The organism is Nitrospirota bacterium, from assembly GCA_015233895.1.
Taxonomy (GTDB): domain Bacteria; phylum Nitrospirota; class Thermodesulfovibrionia; order Thermodesulfovibrionales; family Magnetobacteriaceae; genus Magnetomonas.
The window spans coordinates 15,916-39,845 of record JADFXG010000002.1 but is presented as its reverse complement, the minus strand read 5'-3'; the positions used below and the strand labels follow the sequence as shown (position 1 = coordinate 39,845).

The window sequence follows — 23,930 nt, the reverse complement described above, 5'->3', positions numbered from 1 at the left end:
GATGGATATGGATGAAGAGAACTACGACATAATGTCTGATGACGGTTATTTCAGCTCTGAGAGTATCCGGGATGCCGCAATAGCTAAAATCCTTGAAAATCAGGAGGAGCTAAACGCTTATTCGGAAAGCCTTGGCAGTGAGAAGAAGGAACTTGCTAAAGAGGTTGAGACTCTTGAAGACATGAACTACAATATGGAAAAGGAAATCAAAAAACTTGAATATGAGGTTTTAGTAAAAGAGAAAGAGGCTAAAAAGTACGACGAGAAGATTAAAGCGATAAAGAGGAAAAACCTGCCGCCGCTTTCTGAGGAAAACAGATTAGCTTCTGAAATAAAGTTCTTAGAGTCAGAAAAGGTTAAGTTGATGGAAAAGTACAATACGTTATCGGATAAACTCAACAAAGAAATAAACGACATAGGTGCAAGCCTCATAGAGCTTGATTTTACAAAAGGGGAGATTGAGACTTTCAAAGATAAGACAGAAGAGGCAGAACAAAAGATTTCAAGCAAGCACAAAGACCTGGAGTTTCTTCACGAACGGCTTAAGTGGACTGCCGACGCATTGCAAGGTCTTCACTCAGGGATAAGGACAGTGGAGAGAAATTTTAAAATAAAATATTATAAAAGGTGAAACCATGGAGAACTTATACTTGTCAGAGGAGCCAGAGCAGAGGAGCGAAACAGATGCCCACAGTAATGATGTAACTGTTGAAAATGGCGGGGACGCTTTAATGAGTCCGGTAGCAAAGAGATTTTTTAAGACGAAAGAGTTAAACATATTCAAGCTGCTTAATGAAGATATAGCCTCACCTAACATTGGGAACACGGTAAAGGAAATAGTGGTCTCTTTGGTAAAAATGGAGGCAGAGTTAAACGAGGTGCTTTCCATCAATGCGGCACTGGTGCGTGATATTGAAAGCGCAAAAGGTGTAATATCAGAGCTCAGGCTTGAAAAAGCGGAGCGTGAGGCGCTGATTGAGCAAATGCGTGAGGAAACTCCGGCCAAGAGCCAGTTGATGGCCGAGGTGGAGTATATGGTTAATGAAAGAAACGCAGCACAGGTTTCAATTCATGACTTAAAAGTGAAAACTGAAAGGGCTGTTAAAGAGCTTGAGTTGGCAAAGATGCGGATTTCAGAGCTTGAGAGCGAAAAGGCTGACCTTGTTGGCGACATTGGATTTTTAGAGTCAAAGCTGGAAAGATTTGCCGGTAAGTTAGAGTCTTCAGTGCGCCGGGTGAATGTTTTGGAGGGCGAGAGGATTATCAATCTGGGTAAAATAGCTGATTTACAAAAGAAATACCGTGACTGCATGGATGCAAAGTTTGCTGGCTACGATGAGACTCAGGGTTAGGTGAAAGAGCCATGGACGAACTGATGGATGATATGTATTCCGAAAAGAGTGTGTTTGAAGAGGTTCATGAACTTATAGACGAGCTAAAGATTCTTGCTAAAAGTAAAGAAGAGCTGACTAAAGTAAACGCTGTTTTAAAAGAAAGGCTGAGAGCGCTTACCGGACAGACCGAGGGACTTGAAGTTATCATAAAGAGGACGAAAGAGGAGTTTGAGCGTGAGCAATCCAGGGTGGAGGGTTATGGCAGTGCTATAGATGATTTACACAGCAAAAAGGATCGCATTATTGAGGAGATAAACCGTTATAAGGGAAATATAAAAATAGTGGAAGAGGATTTACAAAACACTGTTGGCGTTAAAAACCATCTCAGGGATGAGCTTTCTCAGGTAAGGGATGACAAGGAAATAGTGGTTGCAAAGTTTAATGAAATCCAGAATGCTTTAAACTCAGTTGAGAGAAAAAAGAAACTCATCATGCCAAAGTTTACTGAATACGATGTTATTTTAAAACAGGTACATAAGGCTTTTAAAGAGGTGGAAAGTAAAGTTTCATTATCTAAAATAATGCACAACTATCATATAGACTGAAATTTATTAATTATTTCTTCAATGGGTTGTGGCGCTGGTTGATAAATACAGGGCTTAAAGTTTATACTTTACGTTACGCAGGGGGGAGAAAATTGGCGGAGTCCTCCGGTTGAAACTGTGGTTTTGGCGGATGATTAATTGACCCTGTAGTTTCTTTTAGTGGAGCATAAAAATGAAAAAGAGGGTGGTTCTTACTGCAATAGTTGCAGTGTTGTTAGTATTAGTTGTATCAGTTGTGGTTGCCTCTGTTGGTGCTACCAATCCTAAGAAAGCTCCTTTTGAATTAAACGATGTAAAGGTCAGAGATTTTGCTAAAGTTGCGGCTGTAGTGGTCTCTAACGAAACTGATGTTCCGTTAAAAAAGGAAAACGTCAGTATTACCGTAGATGGCCAAACAATTGGTGATTTTTCTATAACATCGGTTAACGATGAGTCCACGTCGCTTATTTTGGCAATAGATGTCAGCAGAAGCATGAACGGGATTCCGATTGCAAATGCAAAAAAATACGCATCCTACCTGCTGGCTCCTTTTAGCGATGGTAACTATGCGACTCTTTTGACTTTTGGTAACTATGTAAAAGTTATTGAGAATCTCTCTGATGATAAATCTGTTCTCACAAGTAAAATAGATTCACTAACAGCTCTTGAGAAAAAAACACTGCTTTATAGCGGCATTTCAGAGGGAATTAAATTAGCCGAAAAATCTAAAACGGCAAAGACATCTATGCTTGTTATTACTGATGCTAAAGATGAAGATAGCGATATACCGATTGAAACTCTCATGAAAGAAATTAAAAAACCTCATATTCCTGTCAATGTGATGATTTTTGGCAACAGCCGGCATTACTTTGAGCCCCTTGACAACATTACAAAACTGACAAAAGGCACTTTGCTGGTAAATCCAGGCTTTGAGGAGATTCAGACTCTTTCGCGAACTATTTTCATTCCTAAGCGGATTAAATATTTGATAGATTACAACTACTCAGGGCCGACTGGTAAACACGTGTGTATTGTTAAATTGAAGCATCAGGGACAGGACATCGAGTTAAAGAAAGAATTCATAATACCTGCAGCCAATGTCCAGACACCTGAGAGCACACCTCATGCCGCTGTTGAGTCTAAACCCAAAGAAGAGACTGTTGTTGATTCGCCATTGAAGACATCTGTGCAAAGCAATCAGTGGCTGCTTTTGCTGTTAACTGTGGTGTTACTGTTTGTAATAGTGATTATATTGCTGCTAAGGAAAGGTGGGAAATCTGACGATACCTCTGTTACACAAGCCGTCAAAGCCATACAGGATGAGCTTAAAAAGGTCACTGCCGGAGTTGCTGAAATAAAGAGAGCGGAATTGGTAATAACAGATAACGAGGGAGTTGAGTCATTTATTCACGGCTTATTGGGAGAATTTGTTGAGGGCATTCAGGAGAATCTAAAAAACATTCTGAGAAGACTTGAAATGGAAACAAAAAATGCTATCTCTAATGTCAGAGAGACAAAGAGTCAGGAGTATGCGACTTTACAGCAAGATATAGCAGCCATCACTAATACTGTAGGCGCAGGGGCAGGGGCTTTTGACAAGATTTATGATGGCATAAGAGAGTCAATTAAAGATGAACTGACAGATAGCGTAGGTAAAACTCATGCTAAGGTTAAAGAAACTTTTCTGGAGATAGTTGCTGAGTTGAAAAATGCGCTTACTGTTGACTTTGCCTCTAAACTTGGGACTTTTACAGGAGCCATTGCTACGAAGGAAATGATGAAGGATTTTGAAAAGCGGCTTGAGGCAGTTTCCTTATTTATAACCGGAATCCCACCTATGAGGAATACTTTTGAAAAGCACCAACTTGATATAGAGGGGAAATTGTCACACCTTGAAACTATGATTTCCGAACTTAAACAAAACATACATAAGGCTGGACATGAAATGACTGTACAAGAGAAAATAGATTACGAAAAAATCGCTGATACCAACAAGGAAACGATGAAGGATTTCGAAAAGCGGCTTGAGGCAGTGTCGGCGTTTATAACCGGAATCCCACCTATGAGAAACGCCTTTGTGCAGCATCAAAGCGATATAGAGGGTATGTTTTTGAGCCTTGCAGAGCAGCTCTCTGAGCTTAAACAAGGCGCACAAAAAACCGACAGAGAAGCTATTGGTTATGAAAAGATAGATTATGAAAAAATCACCGATGCCACAAAAGAAACATTGAAAGACTTTGAAAAGCGGCTGGATGCGGTATCTGCATTTATCTCAGAAATTCCGCCTATGAGGAATGCTTTTGTACAGCACCAGAGTGATATAGAAGAGAAACTTTCAACACTTGCAGAGCAGCTCTCTGAGCTTAAACAAAACGCAGAAAAGAAGCCTGACCATGAAATGACTGTACAAGAGAAAATAGATTATGAAAAAATCGCTGATACCAATAAGGAAACGATGAAAGACTTTGAAAAGCGGCTTGAGGCAGTGTCGGCGTTTATCTCAGGAATTCCGCCAATGAGGAACGCTTTTGTACAGCACCAAAGCGATATAGAAGCCAAACTATCAACACTTTCAGAGCAGCTCTCTGAGCTTAAACAAAGTGCACAAAAAACAGACTATGAAGCTATTGATTATGAAAAGATAGACTACGAAAAAATCACCGATGCCACAAAAGAAACTCTGAAAGACTTTGAAAAGCGGCTTGATGCGGTATCTGCATTTATCTCAGGAATTCCGCCTATGAGGAACGCTTTTGTACAGCACCAAAGCGATATAGAGGCCAAACTTTCAACACTTGCAGAGCAGCTCTCTGAGCTTAAACAGAGTACACAAAAAACAGACCATGAAGCTATTGATTATGAGAAGATAGACTACGAAAAAATCACCGATGCCACAAAAGAAACTCTGAAAGACTTTGAAAAGCGGCTGGATGATGTATCATTATTTATCTCCGGAATTCCACCAATGAGGAACGCTTTTGTGCAGCATCAGAGCGATATTGAAGCCAAGCTGTCAACTCTTTCAGCAGAGCTATTTGAGCTTAAACAAAGCGCCCAAAAGACTGACTACGAAGCGATAGATTACGAAAAAATAGCTGATGCCACAAAAGAAACCCTGAAAGACTTTGAAAAGCGGCTGGATGATGTATCGTCATTTATATCCGGAATTCCACCAATGAGGAACGCTTTTGTGCAGCATCAGAGCGATATTGAAGAAAAACTATCTGGGCTTTCAGCGGAAATGACAACATTTAAAGACGCCCTTATAAATGTTATCAGGCTTCTGGGCTCAATACAGACACAGGGGAAGTAGTGGAAAAACATGAATAGCAGCGTTATTATAGAGTGGAGGAGTTAATGGATGATACATCAGAAAGAAGATCGCTTGTAGCAGGCGGATTGGCAAAAGCGTTAAATGCAAGCGGCTCAGCCATTGTAAATGTCTATGACACTACTGCGGGTCTTGTTTCAAAGGCAGCGGATGCTGTTACCGTGTTGAAGCCAAAGGGTTCAGTTGGTCCTGTTTTTAGAAGAGCTGTAAAGTTAAATACAAAAGGCAGATTGGATTTAAAGATAAAAGACATTGAGAGAATCCTTAGTTCTGGCAAGAAGAACTTTAAAGAATTTGAAACCAAATATGATGTGTTTTCAACAATCCTCCGTGACTTATCGATGCTTAAGAAACAGCTTGAGAAAAATCAGGCTGGTATTGAGGAAAAGATAACCACACTGTCTGAGCAGTTAATGGATGTTTTAGAGTCTCTTAGCAGCCGTCAAAATGCAGATGGACAAGGAGAGAGTCTGCCGGCAATAAACTATGTAAGAAGAGAGCACGATAAAATAGATTACGAAAAAATCTCTGATGTCACAAAAGAAACGCTGAGAGAATTTGAAAAGAGGCTGGCTGCGTTTTTATCAGTCTCACGGGACGCTGCCCCATCACTTAGAGGAGACTCTGATATAGGCCATGCTGTTAATGAATCGGCGCTTTCCAATCTCTCAAAGCAAATAGCAGGGATTTCAAAGGCTCTTAGCACTCTGCTTGCCGCCACTGTTAATATTGGCGCTCAGAAAACAGACTACGACAAAATAACCAATGCCAACAGGGATGCCTTGCAGGACTTTGAACGCCGGTTTGTGCCGCTAACAGTTGCTCTTAGAGACATTCCATCGCTTATAGGCCGGCTTGAGAAAAATCAGGCGGCAGTGGAGGGTAAACTCAGCGGGCTTTCAAAACACACTGTGGAGATGCTGTCAGCCTTAAAGGGGCTTCTTGCTGTGGGAGCAGCTCAAAAGGGCGGTATAAATAAAGCTGAGCTGTCAAAACTGAATTTTGAGACTATAGATTACGAAAAAATAGCCGATGTCAGCAAAGGCTCTATGAGGGATTTTGAAAAGTTATTGGTACCTCTTGCCTCAGCCCTCAGAGAGATTCCATCAGTAATTAACCGGATTGAGAATAATCAGACAGGCTTAGAAAATAAACTCTCTGTGCTTTCAAAACAGACCGGAAATATGGTATCAGTGTTAAACGCTCTTCTTGCCTCTGGTGCCGGTAAGAGCGCTCCTGTCAGCTCATCAATGCCTGTAATCAACACTACTGAACACACAACTGTAATAGAGGAAAAGCTCACTGAGCTTTCAAAACAGATGGGGGATGTTGTCTCGGTTTTAGGAAATTTCCTTGCAGCAAGCCAAAGAGTTCAATCAACAAATGAATACGAAAAGATAGATTACGAAAAGTTCACTGTTGAAAGGATAGATTACGAAAAAATAGCAAGCATAAACAGTGGAATTCTAATCGGCCTTGAAAATAAATTAGACTCACTCTCATCACTCTCCAACGATTTATCAATCGTAAAAACTCAGACAAAAGACGTGCAGTCCACCTTAGAAGGAAAACTCACAGGACTGACCAGTGAAGTCACAACGGTTAAAGGCGCATTAGTACAAATCATCAGATTCCTGATGAATATGTCACCCAAAAGATAAAATTGTAGTGGTGGTAGTAATAAGGAGAAAGGGGATAGACCATGCTGACTCCAAAACAGGAAATTGTAAGCCTTATTAATCAGTTACCGGAGGACTGCTCTTTTGAGGACATACAATATCATCTTTATGTACTTCAAAAAATTGAAAAAGGCATGAGTGATGTATCTGAAGGATGTATTTATTCACAAGATGAGGCAGAGAAGATAATGTCAAAATGGCTAGTAGAATAGAAAAAGAAACCTCGAAAGTTTGTTGGAAAAAAAGAATTAACTTAAAAACATTTGTTTTATAATATTAGTGAACACCTCAGATACTTAAAGTCTGAGCTAAACAAGTGGAGATGGGGGAAAATGAACAACTTAAAGGATGAGAAGAGTCCCTATTTGCTTCAACACGCTGAAAACCCTGTTAACTGGTACCCTTGGTCTGAGGCGGCTTTTAGTAAGGCAAAGGAGGAGGATAAACCTGTTTTTCTTTCGATTGGGTACTCCACTTGCCACTGGTGCCATGTGATGAAACGGGAGAGTTTTGAAGATGTCGGGGTGGCAAAGCTTCTCAATGACACGTTTATTTCCATAAAGTTAGACAGGGAGGAGCGTCCTGATATAGACAACATTTATATGACAGTTTGCCAGATGATAACAGGAAGAGGAGGTTGGCCCCTTACGATTATGATGTTTCCTAACGGCAGACCATTTTATGCCGCTACGTATATCCCAAAGACAGGGAGAGGCTCAACACCGGGAATGTTAGAGCTTATCCCGCAAATTAAAAACATCTGGAGACTAAAACGTTCCGACCTCTTAAGTATAGCTGAAAAAATCACTGAAAAACTCAACGAGCCAGCTCATCATTCATATAGAGATAATACTACGAGCAGTGAATTAACCGCTAAAACCTATCAGGCACTTGAGACAAGTTTTGACAATGAAAATGGCGGATTTTCACACGCTCCGAAATTTCCAACCCCCCATAATATTTTATTTTTACTGAGATACTATTTTGAGACTGGTACTAAATCTGCCCTTCATATGGTTGAAAAGACTCTGTATGCTATGCGCCTGGGTGGAATGTATGATCACATAGGGCATGGTTTTCACCGCTACAGCACAGATAGCCGCTGGCATGTCCCTCACTTTGAAAAAATGCTCTATGACCAGGCACTTTTGGCTATGGCTTATACGGAGGCTTATCAGGTAACAAGAAATCCATTTTATGAGAAAACCGCCCGTGAAATCCTGACTTATGTCTTAAGAGATATGCGCAGCTCCGACGGCGCCTTTTACTGTGCCGAGGACGCTGAAAGCCAGGGACAGGAGGGCTTTTTTTATCTCTGGCGCTATGATGATATTATAAACTTGTTAAGTCCTGATGAATCTAAAATCGTTACAGAGTTCTTTAATGTTAAAGTGGAAGGGAATTTTGTTGACGAATTAACAGGCGCTTTAAATGGTTTTAATATTCTTTATATGGTAAAGACTCCCGGCACTCAGGCCGAATCTGACCTGCTTGAAAGCGCTGTTAAGAAACTCTACAACGAACGAATTAAAAGAATACCCCCCGGTAAGGATGATAAAATACTTACAGATTTAAACGGCCTGATGGCTGCAGCATTAGCAATAGCCGGACGTGCTTTTAATGATGATAGTTTCATAAAGGCGGCAAAGGACGCAGTTTTATTTATAGAAACTGCTATGGCTACTGAAACAGGCGCATTGTATCACCGCTTCAGAGACGGCCACAGTGCCATAGATTCCACCATTAATGACTACGCAGCTTTAACATGGGCACTCATTGAGCTTTATGAAACCACTTTTGAATCAACCTTTCTTACCAAAGCCGGGAAATATATGGATTTTATTTTGGATAATTTCTGGGATGATGAGGCATCCGGATTTTACTTTACAAGTAAGACTTCTGAGACTTTGATAGCACGCCAAAAGGAACTCTATGACGCTGCACAGCCATCTGGTAATTCCATTTCCCTCTATAATATGCTAAAACTTTGCCGCTTAACCGCCTCCCATACACTCGAACAAAAAGCTCATAAGTTCATAGATGCCTTTTACGGCAAGATAAGTGAACATCCGGCAGCATACACTTTTTTTATTTTGGCTGCGGGATTAGCCCTTGGTAAAAGAAATGAAATCGTTGTTGCAGGCAATACTGATGAGGCACTAAAAGTGCTTAAGATACTGGGACAACATTTTCTGCCCAACTCTGTGTTTGTACTTAAATCCACTGATACCGAGAGAGACAATCCCACAGATTATACAGCGGATATGAATGACATTGATGGTAAACCCGCCATTTATATTTGTACAGGGAATGCCTGCCAAAAACCTGTTACTGACCTGTCAGAGGCATTAGGTATAGTAGCAAGTCCATGACGTTATGGGCAAAACCCTTTCCCTTATCATACTACCTTTTGGTATAATCAACACTTACTATGGTGATAAGTGTAAGGAATGTGCATAAGAGTTTTGGCAGGGTTAAGGCGGTAGATGGCTTAAGTTTTGACGTTGAGGAGTCAATCTGCTTTGCCCTCCTTGGCCCAAACGGGGCCGGTAAAACCACTATGATGAAAATGATTTACGGTAAGGCTGGTTGCGACAACTGTCCTGACACGGTGCTAAATGTGCTTGGGTATGATCCCCGCCAAAACCCTCTTGAGATAAAATATCTGTCCGGTGTTGTCCCGCAAGACGACAACCTGGATGTTGAAATGAACGTTATAGAAAATCTGCTGATATTTGCCGGTTTTTACGGTATTCCACGCAAGGCGGCGCGAGCGCGTATTGAAGAGCTGCTTGAGGTAATGGAGCTTTCTGAAAAGGGTAAATCGCGAATCCGGGAGCTTTCCGGCGGTATGAAAAGACGCCTTATGATTGCCCGCGCTCTGATTAATAACCCGCGCCTTCTGATTCTTGATGAACCCACAACCGGACTTGACCCACAGGTGCGCCACCTTATATGGGATAAACTCCGCCAGATGAAAAGAAGAAACATCACAATAGTTTTGACCACACACTACATGGAGGAGGCGTTTCAGATTAGCGACAAACTGATAATCATGCACAGCGGACGAAAAATGATAGAGGGTAATCCCAAAAAGCTTCTTGACGACACGCTGGAAAAGTATGTACTTGAGATTCATGACAGTAGCGTTGTTAAAGATGTGGAAAGCATCCTCCGCGGGACTACTTACAGAAAAGATGCCTCCCGTGAGGTCATAAATCTCTATAGCGATGACCTGAAAGCTCTTGAGTCCGCTGCAAAACCAGTTAATGTGGGGCAATATTTTATCAGAAACTCAAACCTTGAAGACCTGTTTTTAAAGATTACCGGACGAACCCTAAACGATGAACAATGATTCGTTACCGGGATAGTTATGATGATTACATTGACCGCTCTTTGCTTGACATTTAGCGAAAATAGTTATAGAATAATTTGCCTTGTACCAGGAGGTTTCAAAGTTAAGAATCTGCGTTTTTTGATAAGGTGTTCTGATGAAAGTTAAAGACAAAAAGAAAAAAAATAAATATCCTGCCACAGGGAAAAGTCAGGTGAATCGTCCGTTAAACGATAAAGCGGAGGAATACAAATGGCTAAACATATTTAATTCCACAGATATAATTGTTTTTTTTATAGCCACGTTATCTTTTCTTGTTTTTTTTCAGGTCAGATCTTTTGATTTTGTTAATTTTGATGATACAAAGTATGTAACGGAAAACGCTTTTGTGCAAAAGGGGCTGTCACTTGCGGCAATAAAATGGGCGTTTTCCACATCGTCCTCCGACTACTGGCAGCCGCTTACATGGATTACCCATCTTTTTGATTGTACGATTTACGGCATGAATCCTGGCGGACATCACATTACAAGTTTAATTTTACACGTGTTAAACACTGTGCTGGTGTTTTTTGTATTTGAAAAAATCACTGGGTTGCGTAACAAGGCCGCTATAATTGCTGCATTGTTTGCAGTGCATCCGGCTCATGTGGAATCAGTGGCATGGGTGTCGGAGAGAAAGGATGTTCTTTATGCTTTTTTTTGGTTTTTGTCATTACTTGCCTATAACCACTATGTGACAGCGCCCTCAGTTAAGCGTTATTTAATTGTTCTGTTTGCGTTTGCATGTTCCTTAATGTCTAAGCCTATGGCTATAACGTTTCCTGTAATTGTTCTACTGTTAGATGTCTGGCCATTTGGCAGGCTTAACAAAGGCAATGTCTTGCGATTAATTATAGAAAAAATACCTTTTTTGGCCTTTTCTGTTGCGACCTCAATCTTTACTTTTTTTGCACAAAGGGCAGTTGGTACACTTGCTCCGGTAGAGATGATATCTGTGGGAACCCGTCTCAAAAATGTCCTTATCTCATACCTCAGCTACTTGCAGATAGCATTCGTGCCTATAAATCTGGCTGCCATGTACCAATTTTCTTTTAATCTTTCAACTACAAAAGCTGTGCTGTCCCTCGTTCTAATGCTGCTTATTTCTGCTTTTGCGGTGTTTACATTGTTTGGCTATAAGTCATTTAAACCGAAACCTTTTATCTTTACAGGGTGGTTTTGGTTTGTTATAACTCTGCTTCCGGTCATTGGTTTCATACAGGTAGGCCCGCAGGCTATGGCAGACAGATACACGTACATCCCATACATTGGTATTTTTATAATTCTCGTTATGATGTGGCCAGATACTTTTTTTGAAAATAAACTTAAAAAATATGCAGTGTACTTATTGTCCGTATCTGTGATTCTGGTCTTATCACTTTTATCGTACCGGCAAACAAGTTATTGGAAAAACACGATAACGCTCTTTGACCATGCGGTTTCAGTTACAAAGGATAATTTCATAGCCCATAACAGCTTGGGGGCATCTTTGGCTCAGGCAGGCAGATTTAACGAAAGTTTGCCGCACCTGCGCGAGGCGATTACCCTCAATCCAACATTTTTTGAGGCTTATGTAAACCTTGGTAATGTGCTTTTTACGCTAAAAAAGCCGCATGATGCTGCAAATATCTATAAGAAAGCAATAGAGTTAAATCCCAAAAGTGCTTTGGCCTATAACGGTTATGGTGTTGCTGTTTTAAACATCGGTGATGATGAGAACTCTTTCAAAGAAGCTGTGGAGGCATTTAAGAAAGCTCTCACTATTGATCCTAACTTTATGCCGGCGCGGATGAATCTTGAGTTAGCCATTAAGGATAAAGGGCCGCGACACTAAAAGGACTGACTTTCGATAATATAATTTAAACGGAGGTAAGACAAATGGCTGATGAGTATTCATTTGATGTTGGCTGCAAGGTGGACATGCAAGAGGTGTTAAACGCTATAAATCAGGCGTTAAAGGAAATATCCCAGCGTTTTGACTTTAAGGGCAGCAAGAGCACGATTGAACTGGATAAGGGTAAACAGGTTTTGACAATTGCATCTGATGACGAGTTTAAACTAAACAGCGTTAAGGATATTCTGGAGTCCAAACTTGTCAAGCGTAATGTGGTGCTGAAAACGATTAGTTACGGCAAGGTGGAACAGGCTGCAGGGGGCAGTGTGCGGCAGGTTGCCAATTTTCAACAGGGTATCCCTATAGAAAAAGCCAAAGAGGTGGTTAAACTTGTTAAGGATATGAAACTAAAGGTTAACGCTGAGATTCAGGGAGATACAGTCAGAATCAAGGGGAAGAAAAAAGACGAACTACAGGCTGTAATAGCTGCTATCAAGGAAAGAGATTTTGGGATATTTGTTGAGGTTGGGAATTACAGATAAAATGAATTTTTACAATTTGGAGATAAGTGACTTAAGGGCGATAGGCAAGGCGCTTCTTGAGATGGTACCATTGTACAGGTTTGCTGAGGGCTCTGAAGATGTCCTTAAGGTAGGAGCAGGCGGCGATAAGACTTTCAAAATGGATGAAAAAGCAGAGGACATAATAATCACACATTTAGAGAGTCTGGGGGGAGCGTTTACCGTAATTTCTGAGGAAATCGGGAAAAAGGAAATAAACGGCGGAGGCTTGCGGATTCTAATTGATCCCATTGACGGATCTAAAAATGCTGTAACCGGCCTCCCCATGTTTTGTACCTCAATAGCCGTGCTTGAGGGCGACAAGGTTGGCAGTGTTGTAATGGGCTATATAATAAACCTGATTAGCGGAGACGAATTTTGGGCTCTTAAAGGGCAGGGCGCATACCTAAACGGCAGACCCGTCATGACCCGCCCCGGAGATGATGTCAGTGTTATCTTATATGAGTCTCAGAACCCTGGCAAAGACCTATCTGTGCTTTTGCCTTTGTTTTCACTATGTTACAGAACGCGTTGTTTTGGAGCTACAGCGTTAAACCTTGCGTATCTATCCATGGGAGCGGTTAGTGTCTTTGTGACTCCGTCCATGTCAAGAACTTTTGACTATGCCGCAGGTTATCTTTTGGTTAAAGAGGCGGGAGGGATTGTAACCGACATAAGAAACCAGCCCATTGAAGACATAGAAATCGGAGTTAAAAAATCAAATACAATCCTTGCCTCCGCCAATGAGAGTATTCATAAAAAAGCACTTACTGCGCTTGGAGTTGTTTAAAACCCACGGATAGAGAAGCTCATCATTAGCTTGACAGTTGACTTTTAGTGTTGTATATTTAAACAACAACGCGAGTAAAGGAGGTATGTATGACGGTAACTTTAGAGCCTGTATCGGTTAGCATTGATTCCATTTTGTTGCAAAAACTTGATAATTTAGCTAAAAATACAAATAGCTCAAAAAGCCTGATAATACAGGAAGCTATCGAGTATTATCTTGAGGAAATAGCAGATTTTGATAGTGCTTTTGAAATTCTTAATAACCCAAATTCTGAGTATCTGAATTGGGAGTCGGTTAAGGATGAGTTACTCAATAAAGATTGAGAGGGAAGCTTATAAGTCATTATCTAAAGTTCCAAAAGCAGAGAGAATAAAAATTATAGATACAATTGATAATTTAAAAAATAATAGTGAAACAGGAAAGCAGTTAAAAGGTAAATTTAAGGAACTAAAATCTATAAGAGTTGGCGATTATAGAATAATTTATAAAACAATACAAATTGAGTCTTTAATTTTAATTGTAAAGATTGACCATAGAAGGAATGCTTACAGATAGTTTAAAATCTTTCAATCCTAAAAATTTATAATAGATCTGCAATAGCAGATTTTAACCGCAACCATTTTGTTAACTCCGTACTCTTTTATCAGGGGTCTCTGTTATAATAAAAACTGTGCATAAGTTATGGACGCTCTGAACACTTATAGATGAACATTTTTCTTGAAATAAAAGAAGACTTTAAGTCGCTGTTGCAAAAGGACCCTGCCGTTAAGGGTGTTTTAGATGTAATTTTAAATCACTCAGGATTTCACGCAGTAGTCATCTACAGGATAGTCCACAGGTTATATAACTCAGGGCCAGTACTGTTAGCGCGGTTTATATCCACGGCAGGGAGATTTCTGACGGGAGTTGAGATCCATCCGGCAGCTCGTATTGCCCCCGGATTTGTAATAGATCATGGTATGGGGGTAGTAGTTGGAGAGACAACTGAGATAGGGGAGGGGTGTCTGATTTATCAGGGTGTGACTTTGGGAGGAACCGGTAAGGAGCGGGGAAAGCGTCATCCGACCCTTGGCAAATACGTGGTAGTGGGCGCAGGAGCAAAAGTGCTTGGGCCAATAGAGATAGGAGATTTCGTTAAAATCGGAGCAAACTCCGTTGTGTTAAACTCAGTGCCAGCGCACAGCATAGTGGTTGGAGTGCCCGGTAAAATTGTTAAAGACAAACAGCACATTGAAACTGAATTAACGGATGCCCTTGACCACAACTATTTGCCCGATCCGGTAGAAAGGAGACTTTACAATATGGAGCAGTTAATTAATGAACTCCAAAAAAAGCTTGAATCAAAAAACGATGGGATTGGGAAAACATGAAACTCTATAACACAAAAACCGGTAAAAAAGAACCACTCGTACCGATAGACGGAAACCGGATAAACATATACGTTTGCGGGGTTACGGTCTATGACCTTTGTCATGCCGGACACGCTCGAAGCGCCATAGTGTTTGACGTTCTCAGCAGATATTTGAAGTACAGTGGATTTAGTGTTACGTTTGTTAAAAACTTTACCGATATAGACGACAAAATCATAGCCAGAGCAAAAGAGCTTGGTATTCCATGGAAAGAGGTAACGGAGAGGTTCACACAGGCTTACCACGAGGACATGGCGGCACTGGGTGTCAGGAGTGCCGATATTGAACCAAAAGCCACAGAGCATATAGAAGAGATTAAGGCAATAATATCCGGATTGATAGACAAAGGGTATGCGTATGAGATGGACGGGGATGTCTATTTTGAAGTTGAGAAGTTTTCTGGTTACGGTAGTCTTTCAAAGCGTGATTTGGACACAATGGAGGCAGGGGCGCGTGTTGCTGTAAATGAGAAAAAGCGAAATCCTATGGACTTTGCACTGTGGAAAGCCTCAAAACCTGATGAGCCCTCATGGGAAAGTCCGTGGGGCCCAGGCCGCCCTGGTTGGCACATTGAATGCAGCGCTATGTCTATGAAATACCTGGGGACAACATTTGATATTCACGGAGGTGGCGCAGATTTAATCTTTCCTCATCATGAAAACGAAATTGCCCAGTCTGAGGCTTTTAGCGGTAAACCTTTTGTTAACTGCTGGGTTCACAATGGTTTTATAACAATAGACAAAGAAAAAATGTCAAAATCACTCAATAATTTTTTTACAATCCGTGACATTCTTGCTGACTTTGATGCTGAGGTCTTAAGGGTCTTTATGATTTCAACCCACTACAGAAGTCCTATAGAGTTTTCACCAGCTCAGCTTACCCAAACCGAAGCCTCTATAGACAGGTACTATTGCACAGTGTCACGAGTTTCCGAGTTTTTAAATTCTCCTTCAAAAAAGGAAAAACCATCCGGCATTGAAGAGGATTTTAATAGTTTTATTTTAGTAACAAAAACCAACTTTAATGAGGCAATGGACGATGACCTTAACAGCGCTCTTGCAGTTGGCCACGTATTTGAGCTGATTCGTGAAATTAACCGTTACCTTGATAAAAAACCATCCGGCAGCCGAGCTAATCAGCTGATAACCCTTGCTCTGAACACACTTAATGAGATAAAAGCCGTTTTAAATATCTTTCAAAAAACACCGGAGGACTGGTACCGTTCTGTTATAAGGACAAGGAAAATAGAAGTTACAGAGGACTCAATTGAAAAACTAATAAGTGAGCGGCAAAAAGCCAGAAAAGAAAAAGATTTTGCTAAAGCTGATGAAATAAGAAAAGGGCTTGAGGAAAAGGGCATAATACTTGAGGATAAACCTGATGGCACCAACTGGAGAGTTAAAATTTAGGTGTAATAGAAAGTGAAGAGATGGTTCAGGGGGAAAAATCCCCCCTTGTTCCACCCTTTTATTTTTAACTGCTGGTATTTTGAGTTTATTTAGCCTTGCTGGATATACTTAAAGGATATTTCTTCTCAAAGAAGAAACAGCGGCTACTTAGGATTGTCCTTCTTCATATTATGTTTTTCGGACATCATTTTTTTCATATGTTTAAAGAAATCAGCCTTAACGAGCGCGTATTTGGCCTGCTGTGGAACTGTCAAAAGAGCATTAATCTCACCCTTTTCTGATTCCATCAGAGTTTTTAGTTCTTTATGAGCCTCGTCAATTTTATCCAGAATATCTTTCATTGCGGCTTCATCTTTTTTGTTTACAGCTTCTTTTAGCTCTTTAAAATTACTCTTAAAGGAATGTCTAAGCTCATGCCTTTTTTTACCGTAATTGTCAAGAATTGCTGTAAGCTTTTCAGAGGTTTCTTTATCCAGCTCAAGCGCCTTGACAATCTTTGCTTGCATCATGGCTTTGTGCTTTTTCCACATCTCTTTCTTGTCTGACTTTTTATCGGTGTTTTTACCCTCATCGTCAGTATGAGCTAAGGCACTGCCAGCCATTGCAAAAATTACAAAATACAACATTACCAAAATACTGATTACTTTCCTTTTCATATTACCTCCACTTGTTGATTTGACCCCTGACAGGGGACATCGTGTTTCATAACTGCTAACTTTATCATCTAAGCATTAGACACAGAAGAGCATAGAAAGGTTTAGTTTTATCTATGATTAAAACAGCACCGTTTATAAAGCTTGTTTGGCGTAGTAGTATTATTCTGATTCTAATTCAGAAGTAAGCACAAAGCAAACGTGTGTCAGACAAATGAAAGCGGCTTGCTAATAGTTTGAAATACCAGTATAAATATATCCGCCATAATCAACAGCAGCGAATTTTGTTCCGTATGATGATAACACGATTGAATACCAGTTTCTGCTGCCGGCATTTGTTTGAGTTATCCACGTAGAACCTGAATCTTTTGATGTATAAATATATCCGCCATAAACTGTTGCAGCGAACGCTGTTCCATCCGGTGATGTTGCGATAGAATGCCAATTTCCAGTGCCAGCGTTTGTTTGTGCTGTCCATGTAGAGCCGGAATTTGTCGATATATAAATATATCCGCCATAAACTGTCGCAGCAAGTACTGTTGCATCCGATGATGATGTTATTGATTTCCAGTTTTCGATACCACCGGAGGTTTGTGCTGTCCATGAGGAGCCGGAATTTGTTGAGGCGTAAATATATCCGCCATAATCGACAGCAGCAAGTTTTGTTCCGTCCGATGATGACGCTATTGAGTACCAGCTTCTGCTGCCGGCACTGGTTTGAGCTGTCCATGTGGAACCAGAATCTGTAGAGGTATATATATATCCGCCATAAACTGCAGCGGCAAGTGCAGTCCCGTTTGATGATGACGCTATTGAGTACCAATATCTGCTTCCGGCAGCACTTTTTACACTCCATGTGGAACCGGAATTTGTCGAAGTATAAATATATCCGCCATAAACTGAAGCGGCAAGTGAGGCTCCGTCCGATGATGATGCTATTGAGTCCCAGTTCCTGCTGCCGGCACTGGTTTGAGCTGTCCATGTATAGTTATCCGCAGAAGGTGCCACGGATGTCGTTGTTGATGATGTTGTTGACCCTGCTGTTATGGGGCCTCCGCCACATCCGCTTAATGCCATAATAAGCAGTATAAACATTAAGAATAATAACCTTTTCATAACCCACTCCTTTTTAATATCTTAGTAAATAAGCTACAAAACAAAAGTATGTATATACTAACACAAATTCTCAGGGTTAATCTTTACTGAAATTGATGGTTTTCACAAGATACTATATCTTCTCATTTTTATTTTTTGCAATTTCTATAGATGCAAAGAGTTCCTTTTCAGTATATGGTTTAATAAGATAACCAAATGGTTCAGTTTCTATTGTGCTTCTGAATATATCATTGCCTGAGCATCCTGTCACATAAACCACAGGGATTTTATATTTATGATATATTTCTCTTGCTGCATCCAACCCGCTAAACTCACCAGAAAGTATTACATCCATTAAAACTATATCTACCGAGGTAGTCTTTACAAAAGTGACAGCATCATGTGCGTTATTTGCCACACCCACTACTGCATAACCTAACGACATCAGACTCATTTTTAAATCGTATGCTATTATGTACTCATCCTCCACAATCAGGACATTACATTTCATGGTTTTAACCCCCTTGCCACTGTTTCAAACTTGAAAATACCAACAAAAAACTTATTTACATAATGCGTTTGGACATCCGCAGTTAACACATGCACACATTAGACACCGGAGGGGTGAAAAAGGTTTAGTTTTTGATGTGCAACAAATTAATGTTTCCGTGCATAGTATGTAGAGGAAGTACGTCGGATTTAGCGAGTATGGTATAATTGTTTTCAGGATGGGTTTGGGATATGTTTAGGTTTATGATAAAAAAAGCGGCTGTTGTGGTTTTGTTGGTTTTTGGGATAACCCTTATTACGTTTTTGCTAATAAACATGCTCCCCGGTGACCCAGCCGAAGGGCTTGTCGGTCAGCATGCAAAACCGGAGGATTTACAGCGGATACGAGCCTCTCTGGGAGTTGACAGGCCGGTTATTCTTCAGTATGCAGGGTATGTGAGTCTTATTTTCAGGGGCAATCTTGGCCGCTCCTACTATTCAAACCGTGACGTACTAGATGAGATACTAAAAAAACTTCCAAACACGCTTGCTCTTGCTGCCTCTGCCGTGTTTTTGGCAACAGTTTTGGGAATCCTCTTTGGGTTTATCGCAGGTCTTAACTACGGCAGGTTGCCTGACAGACTGCTTTCCACACTCTCTCTAACCGGTATGAGTATGCCTGTGTTTTGGAGTGGGTTGATTTTAATGTTAATTCTAAGTTTAAAACTAAAACTCCTTCCACCCTCTGGCACGGGCGGTCTAAAATTCCTGATTCTCCCTGCCATAACATTGTCGCTGCCTGTGATTTCCAGTATTTCCAGAATCACACGTGCATCCGTTATCGAAACCATTGACATGCCATTTGTGAAGGTGTTGAAAGCAAAAGGGTTAACTGCTTTCAGAATTAACTTTGTTCACATACTTAAAAACACTCTGATACCGGTTATAACTGTGATAGGGCTTGACTTTGCAAGTTTTCTAAATGGCGCTGTGTTGACAGAGACGATTTTTGGCTGGGACGGTATTGGGCGTTTTACGGTTGATGGCATCTTAAAACGGGACTATCCAGTTGTGTTGGGTTGTATAATAACCGGCACTTTTGTTTTCGTTTTTATCAATGCAGCAGTGGATATTATTTACCGGTACGTTGATCCAAGGGTCAGGGTGTAATGAGTCTTACGGTGAAATCAATCCCTTTAGTGATTCTATCTGTTATAGTGTTGGCCGTGGTATTTGCCGGATTTTTAACTCCATATGATCCGGTTAAGATAAATTTAGAGGGTATCAAAGAGGGCCCGACACTTAAGCACCCATGCGGCACAGACAGCTTAGGACGCGATGTCTTATGCCGCATACTGTACGGCGGGCGGATTTCCCTTGGAGTCTCATTTATTGCAGCAGCAGCAGCATTGTCAATAGGGTTTTTTGTGGGATTAGTCTCAGGGTTTTTTGGCGGTGTGCTGGATACAGTCTTAATGGCTATAGTGGATCTCACGCTTTCTTTCCCATCTCTTTTATTAGCTATAGGAATTTCCGTGCTGTTGCCGCCGAATGTTTTCACTGTGATGGCTGCAATATCAATAGTGGGGTGGGCGGCTTTTGCAAGACTCGTAAGGGGACAGGTGTTAAAGATAAAAGAAATGCCATACATAGAGGCGGCACGCTCAATAGGCGCAGGTAATGGACGTATTATAGCCTTTTATGTGCTGCCTCAGTGTCTGCCGATTGCGATAGCAATGTTTGGATTAAAATTCAGTGGCTACATTCTGACAGAGGCATCGTTAAGTTTTCTTGGGCTTGGGCCTCAGCCTCCGATTCCAAGCTGGGGCAACATGATAAGCGAAAACAGAGCGTATCTGCTCTCTGAGCCGTGGATGGTAATTTTCCCGGGGCTTGCTATTGCCCTTACAGCGCTTTGTTTTAATTTAAGCGGTGATCTCCTGTTTAATGAGAAACACACGGGGAAATAATCAGCTTTACTTTTTTCTTTAAAAAATTATAAACTATAGCCTTGATGGAAACCGTGATATAAGTAAATCCTGATGTTGAGCGTATTCAGGAGATGCTAACCGGACTTCCCAGAGAGCGGATGCGGTAAGAAACTGGGACAAGTAGATTGCCTAAAGTAAAGTATTAAAACAAGTGATGAACGTCAATCACGATTTTTAAGAGGCGAAATATGGCAGTTGTCTTTAAATCAAATAGGGTTTTAAGCTTTTTGTTGGTATTGGTTATAATGCTGACAGTGCTGTTACCAACACTATCCCATGCCGGATGGACCTGGACTGCTCAAACAGGTGCTGGCAGCAGAAATTGGCAAGTAATAGCGTCCTCATCAGATGGTTCAAAACTAGCTGCCGGATCTACTAATAGTGGGTATATCTATACCTCAACAGACTCTGGCTCTACATGGACAGAGAGAACGAGCGCCGGTAGCGGAAGTTGGTGGTCAATAGCGTCCTCATCAGATGGTTCAAAACTCGCTGCTGCTGATATTTATGGTATTGGTTATGGTGGGTATATTTATACCTCAACAAACTCCGGCTCTACATGGACTATACAAACCGGGGCAGGTAGAAGATATTGGTATAATATGGCGTCCTCATCAGATGGCTCCAAACTCGCGGCTTTGACTAATTATGAGGATACTAATAGCGAGGGTGGGTTTATATACGCCTCAACAGATTCAGGTGTTACATGGACAGTGCAAACGAGCGCAGGCAGAAGATATTGGTATGGAATAGCGTCCTCATCAGATGGCTCCAAACTCGCTGCTGTGGTTTTTCAGGATTTTAATATTTCAGGTGACTATATTTATACCTCAACAGATTCTGGCGTTACCTGGACTCAAAGAACAGGTGCCGGTAAAAGAAACTGGCAAGTAATAGCGTCCTCATCAGATGGGAATAAACTTGCTGCTGGAGCTTATTATGGTTATATCTATACATCGACAGATTCAGGTGTTACATGGACTGAGCAAACAGGTGCCGGCAGCGGATATTGGTATGGAATAGCGTCCTCATCAGATGGCTCCAAACTCGCTGCTTCAGTTTATGGTGGCTATATCTATACCTCAACAGACTCAGGTGCTACATGGAGTGCTCAATCGAGTGCCGGTAGCAGAAATTGGCGAACAATAACTTCATCGTCAGACGGGAATAAACTTGCTGCCGGAGTTTATCCTGGATATATTTATACCGGTTCATTATCGTCATCCACATCATCACTGACGCATACGATTACATCACCAACGACAACAACAGTATCTCGTGGGGGTAATTTGGGGCCGTTTTCCTCAACCATTACCAATAATACAAACTCTACCTATTCTATGTATGCTTATATTTACACACCAAGCGGCACCTGGCTGACTCAAACCAGTGGACAAACTATATTATCAGGACAGACATTTTCTGCAAGCAATCTGGATATCTATGTTCCATATGCGGCTGAAACAGGAACCTACTATTATTTTGAAATAATTTATGATACAAGCGGGAATACTTACGAGTCCAAGTATTTCTCTTATACTGTCTCTTAAACAACTGTTTAGTGAAATTACATTTACTTCACACATATTAAACACAAAAAATCAAGCGCACTTGAATTTATATACTCTTTCTGTGTTATAATACACAGATTACATAAGAGTAATATAAGAAAAGAGCGAAGAAATATTTAAGGAGGATGTAAAGTTGGCAACCTGCACAGTTTGTGGTAAGGCAAAAACCGTTGGGAACAACGTCAGTCATGCGAATAACAGAACCAAGAGATGGTTTAAACCTAACCTTCAGAAAGTAAAAGCTATAACCAGTAAAGGCCCCAGAAGAGTGGTAGTGTGTACAAGGTGTTTACGTTCCGGATTTGTTACAAAAGCGATATAACCATTACAATTAAATGATAACATCCGCCTCTTTGTTGGAGTCTCTTTGTAGTGATCTTGGAATACAGGATGGCTTTACTTTAGAGAGAATAAAAAACAAATGGGGTGTGGTGTTTAAAGGCACTGTTGCCGATAACACACGGCCAGTATTCTTTCAAAGTGGCCGTCTCACTGTAGATGTATCATCGGAGCTTTGGCTTAAAGAGCTGCATTTCTACAGAGGGATGATGATTTCAAAACTACAGGAATTCAAAATAAGTGAAATAAAGTTCCGGGTCAGAGACATTCCTGAAGTTATAATGGAAGAGAACCCAAAAAGCCTGCCAAAAGTTTTAAAAGAAAGCGACAAAGAATACATTGAGGAAATAACCGCCGTAATCAATGACCCTGAACTTAGACAGCGTTTTGCAGACTGTATCAAAAAGGCCATCCTAAGCGATACGTAACGAACTAATTATCGTAAATGTTTTAGTTGCACCACCACATCAAATGACAGAGACCGGAGAGAGTAAGACGTACAACGCCCATTACCCAGCACTCTCTACCCTGCCATTGCCGTTATAACCTTTTCATTAATTTGCTATATATACCTTGTTCTAATTTCCTACAATAACTGTGCATTGTCTGGTGTAAACGCCAAAGAAGCTCTGCGCAGTTGTATCAATGGTATATATTTCTTTTATGCCGCCCTGTCTTGTAGCGCTTTCTATTGAGGCGTCCCCAATAGAAATCATACCAAATGCAGCATAAATACAAGCTAAGCCCTCTTTATACCCGCTTGAGGCTGGGCCCTTAGCTACAGGAAGCTTAATATTGTTCACTGCCCAACCGGAGGGGCCGTCTGAAATAAACCCACAACTTACCAAAAGCACCGACAACAGCAAAAAACATACGGCTGTTTTAACTATCCTAATAGATAACATAATATCAATCTTCCTCTGCTTAACGACCACACATCTTTTATCGGCCCCTCTCGTTAACTGTAAAAGCCACCTATGCTGCTACCGCTGTGTCTTTAGGCTTCTTTAGACTTCTTAGTAGCCTTTGCCATCATTTTGCTGGCAATTGGTGGAAATGCATAAAGATCCTTGGATGCCTCCAACACGCCACCGAGGTACTTGGTTGTCTCGTCATTTAAATCCAGACCCTTTTTCTGAATGTCCTTAAGGTAGCTCTGCCAGCCGTCATGATCCCATACACCTTTTGTCTTTTTCATGAAATCAACTGTGTTTTCCGCCATGCTTGACATAAGCTTAGTGATACTTTCTGTGGCAGCAGCGGCATTGTAAACTCTCTTCATGGAGTCAAGTAAGGTGCCAAGATATGACTTTAACTCATCGTTTACCTCATAGCCCATAGTCTTTGCTTCGGCAAGAAAATTAGTCCATGCTGTGTGGTCCCACACTCCCTTTTGCTTTTGTACAAACTCTGATGCCATCTCAATTAAATCGTCAAAATGTCCCGTTATTTTTTTCGACACTGATTCCTCCTTTAGATCTCTTTTTTA

Annotated in this window: 25 protein-coding genes; 20 read left to right on the top strand and 5 right to left on the bottom strand. The window is 41.0% G+C overall.

What is annotated here, in order from left to right; translation table 11 throughout:
• The first annotated feature begins 1 nt into the window (after window position 1).
• From HQK88_02325 to HQK88_02255, 15 genes are all read left to right on the top strand, one after another.
• Window positions 2–631: a hypothetical protein gene (locus HQK88_02325; protein MBF0615635.1), complete on the top strand. Its 630-nt coding sequence runs from the start codon at window positions 2–4 to the stop codon at window positions 629–631.
• 4 nt (window positions 632–635) lie between these two features.
• On the top strand, window positions 636–1,352 hold the full coding sequence (locus HQK88_02320) for a hypothetical protein (protein MBF0615634.1): 717 nt from the start codon (window positions 636–638) through the stop codon (window positions 1,350–1,352).
• An 11-nt stretch (window positions 1,353–1,363) separates the two neighbouring features.
• Window positions 1,364–1,939: a hypothetical protein gene (locus HQK88_02315; GenBank protein ID MBF0615633.1), complete on the top strand. Its 576-nt coding sequence runs from the start codon at window positions 1,364–1,366 to the stop codon at window positions 1,937–1,939.
• 172 nt (window positions 1,940–2,111) lie between these two features.
• The gene (locus HQK88_02310; GenBank protein ID MBF0615632.1) at window positions 2,112–5,231 is read left to right on the top strand and encodes a VWA domain-containing protein; all 3,120 of its coding nucleotides are present in this window, start codon (window positions 2,112–2,114) and stop codon (window positions 5,229–5,231) included.
• 44 nt (window positions 5,232–5,275) lie between these two features.
• A complete protein-coding gene (locus HQK88_02305) occupies window positions 5,276–6,910 on the top strand; it encodes a hypothetical protein (protein ID MBF0615631.1) in 1,635 nt (544 codons plus the stop codon).
• A 41-nt stretch (window positions 6,911–6,951) separates the two neighbouring features.
• Entirely contained in the window at window positions 6,952–7,140 is a 189-nt protein-coding gene (locus HQK88_02300; protein ID MBF0615630.1) for a hypothetical protein, read from the top strand.
• Between the two features lie 120 nt (window positions 7,141–7,260).
• The gene (locus HQK88_02295) at window positions 7,261–9,300 is read left to right on the top strand and encodes a thioredoxin domain-containing protein (protein MBF0615629.1); all 2,040 of its coding nucleotides are present in this window, start codon (window positions 7,261–7,263) and stop codon (window positions 9,298–9,300) included.
• Window positions 9,301–9,359: 59 nt separating this feature from the next.
• Window positions 9,360–10,283: an ATP-binding cassette domain-containing protein gene (locus HQK88_02290; protein ID MBF0615628.1), complete on the top strand. Its 924-nt coding sequence runs from the start codon at window positions 9,360–9,362 to the stop codon at window positions 10,281–10,283.
• A gap of 136 nt (window positions 10,284–10,419) precedes the next feature.
• On the top strand, window positions 10,420–12,135 hold the full coding sequence (locus HQK88_02285; GenBank protein MBF0615627.1) for a tetratricopeptide repeat protein: 1,716 nt from the start codon (window positions 10,420–10,422) through the stop codon (window positions 12,133–12,135).
• Window positions 12,136–12,179: 44 nt separating this feature from the next.
• Window positions 12,180–12,677, top strand: coding sequence for a YajQ family cyclic di-GMP-binding protein (locus HQK88_02280; GenBank protein MBF0615626.1), 498 nt, complete (start codon window positions 12,180–12,182; stop codon window positions 12,675–12,677).
• 1 nt (window position 12,678) lies between these two features.
• Window positions 12,679–13,485 carry an inositol monophosphatase gene (locus tag HQK88_02275; GenBank protein MBF0615625.1) on the top strand — a complete coding sequence of 269 codons (807 nt, stop codon included), beginning with the start codon at window positions 12,679–12,681 and terminating at the stop codon, window positions 13,483–13,485.
• Window positions 13,486–13,574: 89 nt separating this feature from the next.
• Window positions 13,575–13,808 (top strand): ribbon-helix-helix domain-containing protein, encoded by a 234-nt coding sequence (locus HQK88_02270; GenBank protein ID MBF0615624.1) that lies wholly within the window; start codon window positions 13,575–13,577, stop codon window positions 13,806–13,808.
• Window positions 13,786–14,040, top strand: a complete 255-nt coding sequence (locus HQK88_02265) for a type II toxin-antitoxin system RelE/ParE family toxin (protein MBF0615623.1) — start codon at window positions 13,786–13,788, stop codon at window positions 14,038–14,040. The genes HQK88_02270 and HQK88_02265 overlap by 23 nt, the downstream gene beginning before the upstream one ends.
• A 155-nt stretch (window positions 14,041–14,195) precedes the next feature.
• Window positions 14,196–14,855 carry a serine O-acetyltransferase gene (gene cysE / locus HQK88_02260; protein MBF0615622.1) on the top strand — a complete coding sequence of 220 codons (660 nt, stop codon included), beginning with the start codon at window positions 14,196–14,198 and terminating at the stop codon, window positions 14,853–14,855.
• Window positions 14,852–16,303: a cysteine--tRNA ligase gene (locus HQK88_02255; protein MBF0615621.1), complete on the top strand. Its 1,452-nt coding sequence runs from the start codon at window positions 14,852–14,854 to the stop codon at window positions 16,301–16,303. Before cysE ends, HQK88_02255 begins: the two co-directional genes overlap by 4 nt.
• A gap of 143 nt (window positions 16,304–16,446) precedes the next feature.
• Here HQK88_02255 and HQK88_02250 read toward each other — a convergent pair whose 3' ends face one another.
• The 3 genes from HQK88_02250 to HQK88_02240 all read right to left on the bottom strand — a co-directional run bounded on the left by HQK88_02250 (window position 16,447) and on the right by HQK88_02240 (window position 18,562).
• Window positions 16,447–16,959, bottom strand: coding sequence for a hypothetical protein (locus HQK88_02250; protein ID MBF0615620.1), 513 nt, complete (start codon window positions 16,957–16,959; stop codon window positions 16,447–16,449).
• 225 nt (window positions 16,960–17,184) lie between these two features.
• Entirely contained in the window at window positions 17,185–18,072 is an 888-nt protein-coding gene (locus HQK88_02245) for a hypothetical protein (protein MBF0615619.1), read from the bottom strand.
• A gap of 112 nt (window positions 18,073–18,184) precedes the next feature.
• Window positions 18,185–18,562: a response regulator gene (locus tag HQK88_02240; protein ID MBF0615618.1), complete on the bottom strand. Its 378-nt coding sequence runs from the start codon at window positions 18,560–18,562 to the stop codon at window positions 18,185–18,187.
• Window positions 18,563–18,792: 230 nt separating this feature from the next.
• Between HQK88_02240 and HQK88_02235 the strand changes: the two genes are divergently transcribed.
• From HQK88_02235 to HQK88_02215, 5 genes are all read left to right on the top strand, one after another.
• Window positions 18,793–19,710, top strand: coding sequence for an ABC transporter permease (locus HQK88_02235; GenBank protein MBF0615617.1), 918 nt, complete (start codon window positions 18,793–18,795; stop codon window positions 19,708–19,710).
• A gap of 11 nt (window positions 19,711–19,721) precedes the next feature.
• Window positions 19,722–20,510 (top strand): ABC transporter permease, encoded by a 789-nt coding sequence (locus HQK88_02230; GenBank protein ID MBF0615616.1) that lies wholly within the window; start codon window positions 19,722–19,724, stop codon window positions 20,508–20,510.
• 209 nt (window positions 20,511–20,719) lie between these two features.
• The gene (locus HQK88_02225) at window positions 20,720–22,081 is read left to right on the top strand and encodes a hypothetical protein (GenBank protein ID MBF0615615.1); all 1,362 of its coding nucleotides are present in this window, start codon (window positions 20,720–20,722) and stop codon (window positions 22,079–22,081) included.
• A gap of 154 nt (window positions 22,082–22,235) precedes the next feature.
• Window positions 22,236–22,424, top strand: a complete 189-nt coding sequence (locus HQK88_02220; GenBank protein MBF0615614.1) for a 50S ribosomal protein L28 — start codon at window positions 22,236–22,238, stop codon at window positions 22,422–22,424.
• A gap of 13 nt (window positions 22,425–22,437) precedes the next feature.
• On the top strand, window positions 22,438–22,869 hold the full coding sequence (locus tag HQK88_02215; GenBank protein ID MBF0615613.1) for a DUF721 domain-containing protein: 432 nt from the start codon (window positions 22,438–22,440) through the stop codon (window positions 22,867–22,869).
• A gap of 150 nt (window positions 22,870–23,019) precedes the next feature.
• On the opposite strand, the gene HQK88_02210 is transcribed toward HQK88_02215, so the two are convergent.
• Both HQK88_02210 and HQK88_02205 read right to left on the bottom strand, forming a co-directional pair.
• Window positions 23,020–23,346, bottom strand: coding sequence for a hypothetical protein (locus HQK88_02210; GenBank protein MBF0615612.1), 327 nt, complete (start codon window positions 23,344–23,346; stop codon window positions 23,020–23,022).
• A 92-nt stretch (window positions 23,347–23,438) separates the two neighbouring features.
• Window positions 23,439–23,903, bottom strand: a complete 465-nt coding sequence (locus tag HQK88_02205) for a hypothetical protein (GenBank protein ID MBF0615611.1) — start codon at window positions 23,901–23,903, stop codon at window positions 23,439–23,441.
• Window positions 23,904–23,930: the final 27 nt, after the last annotated feature.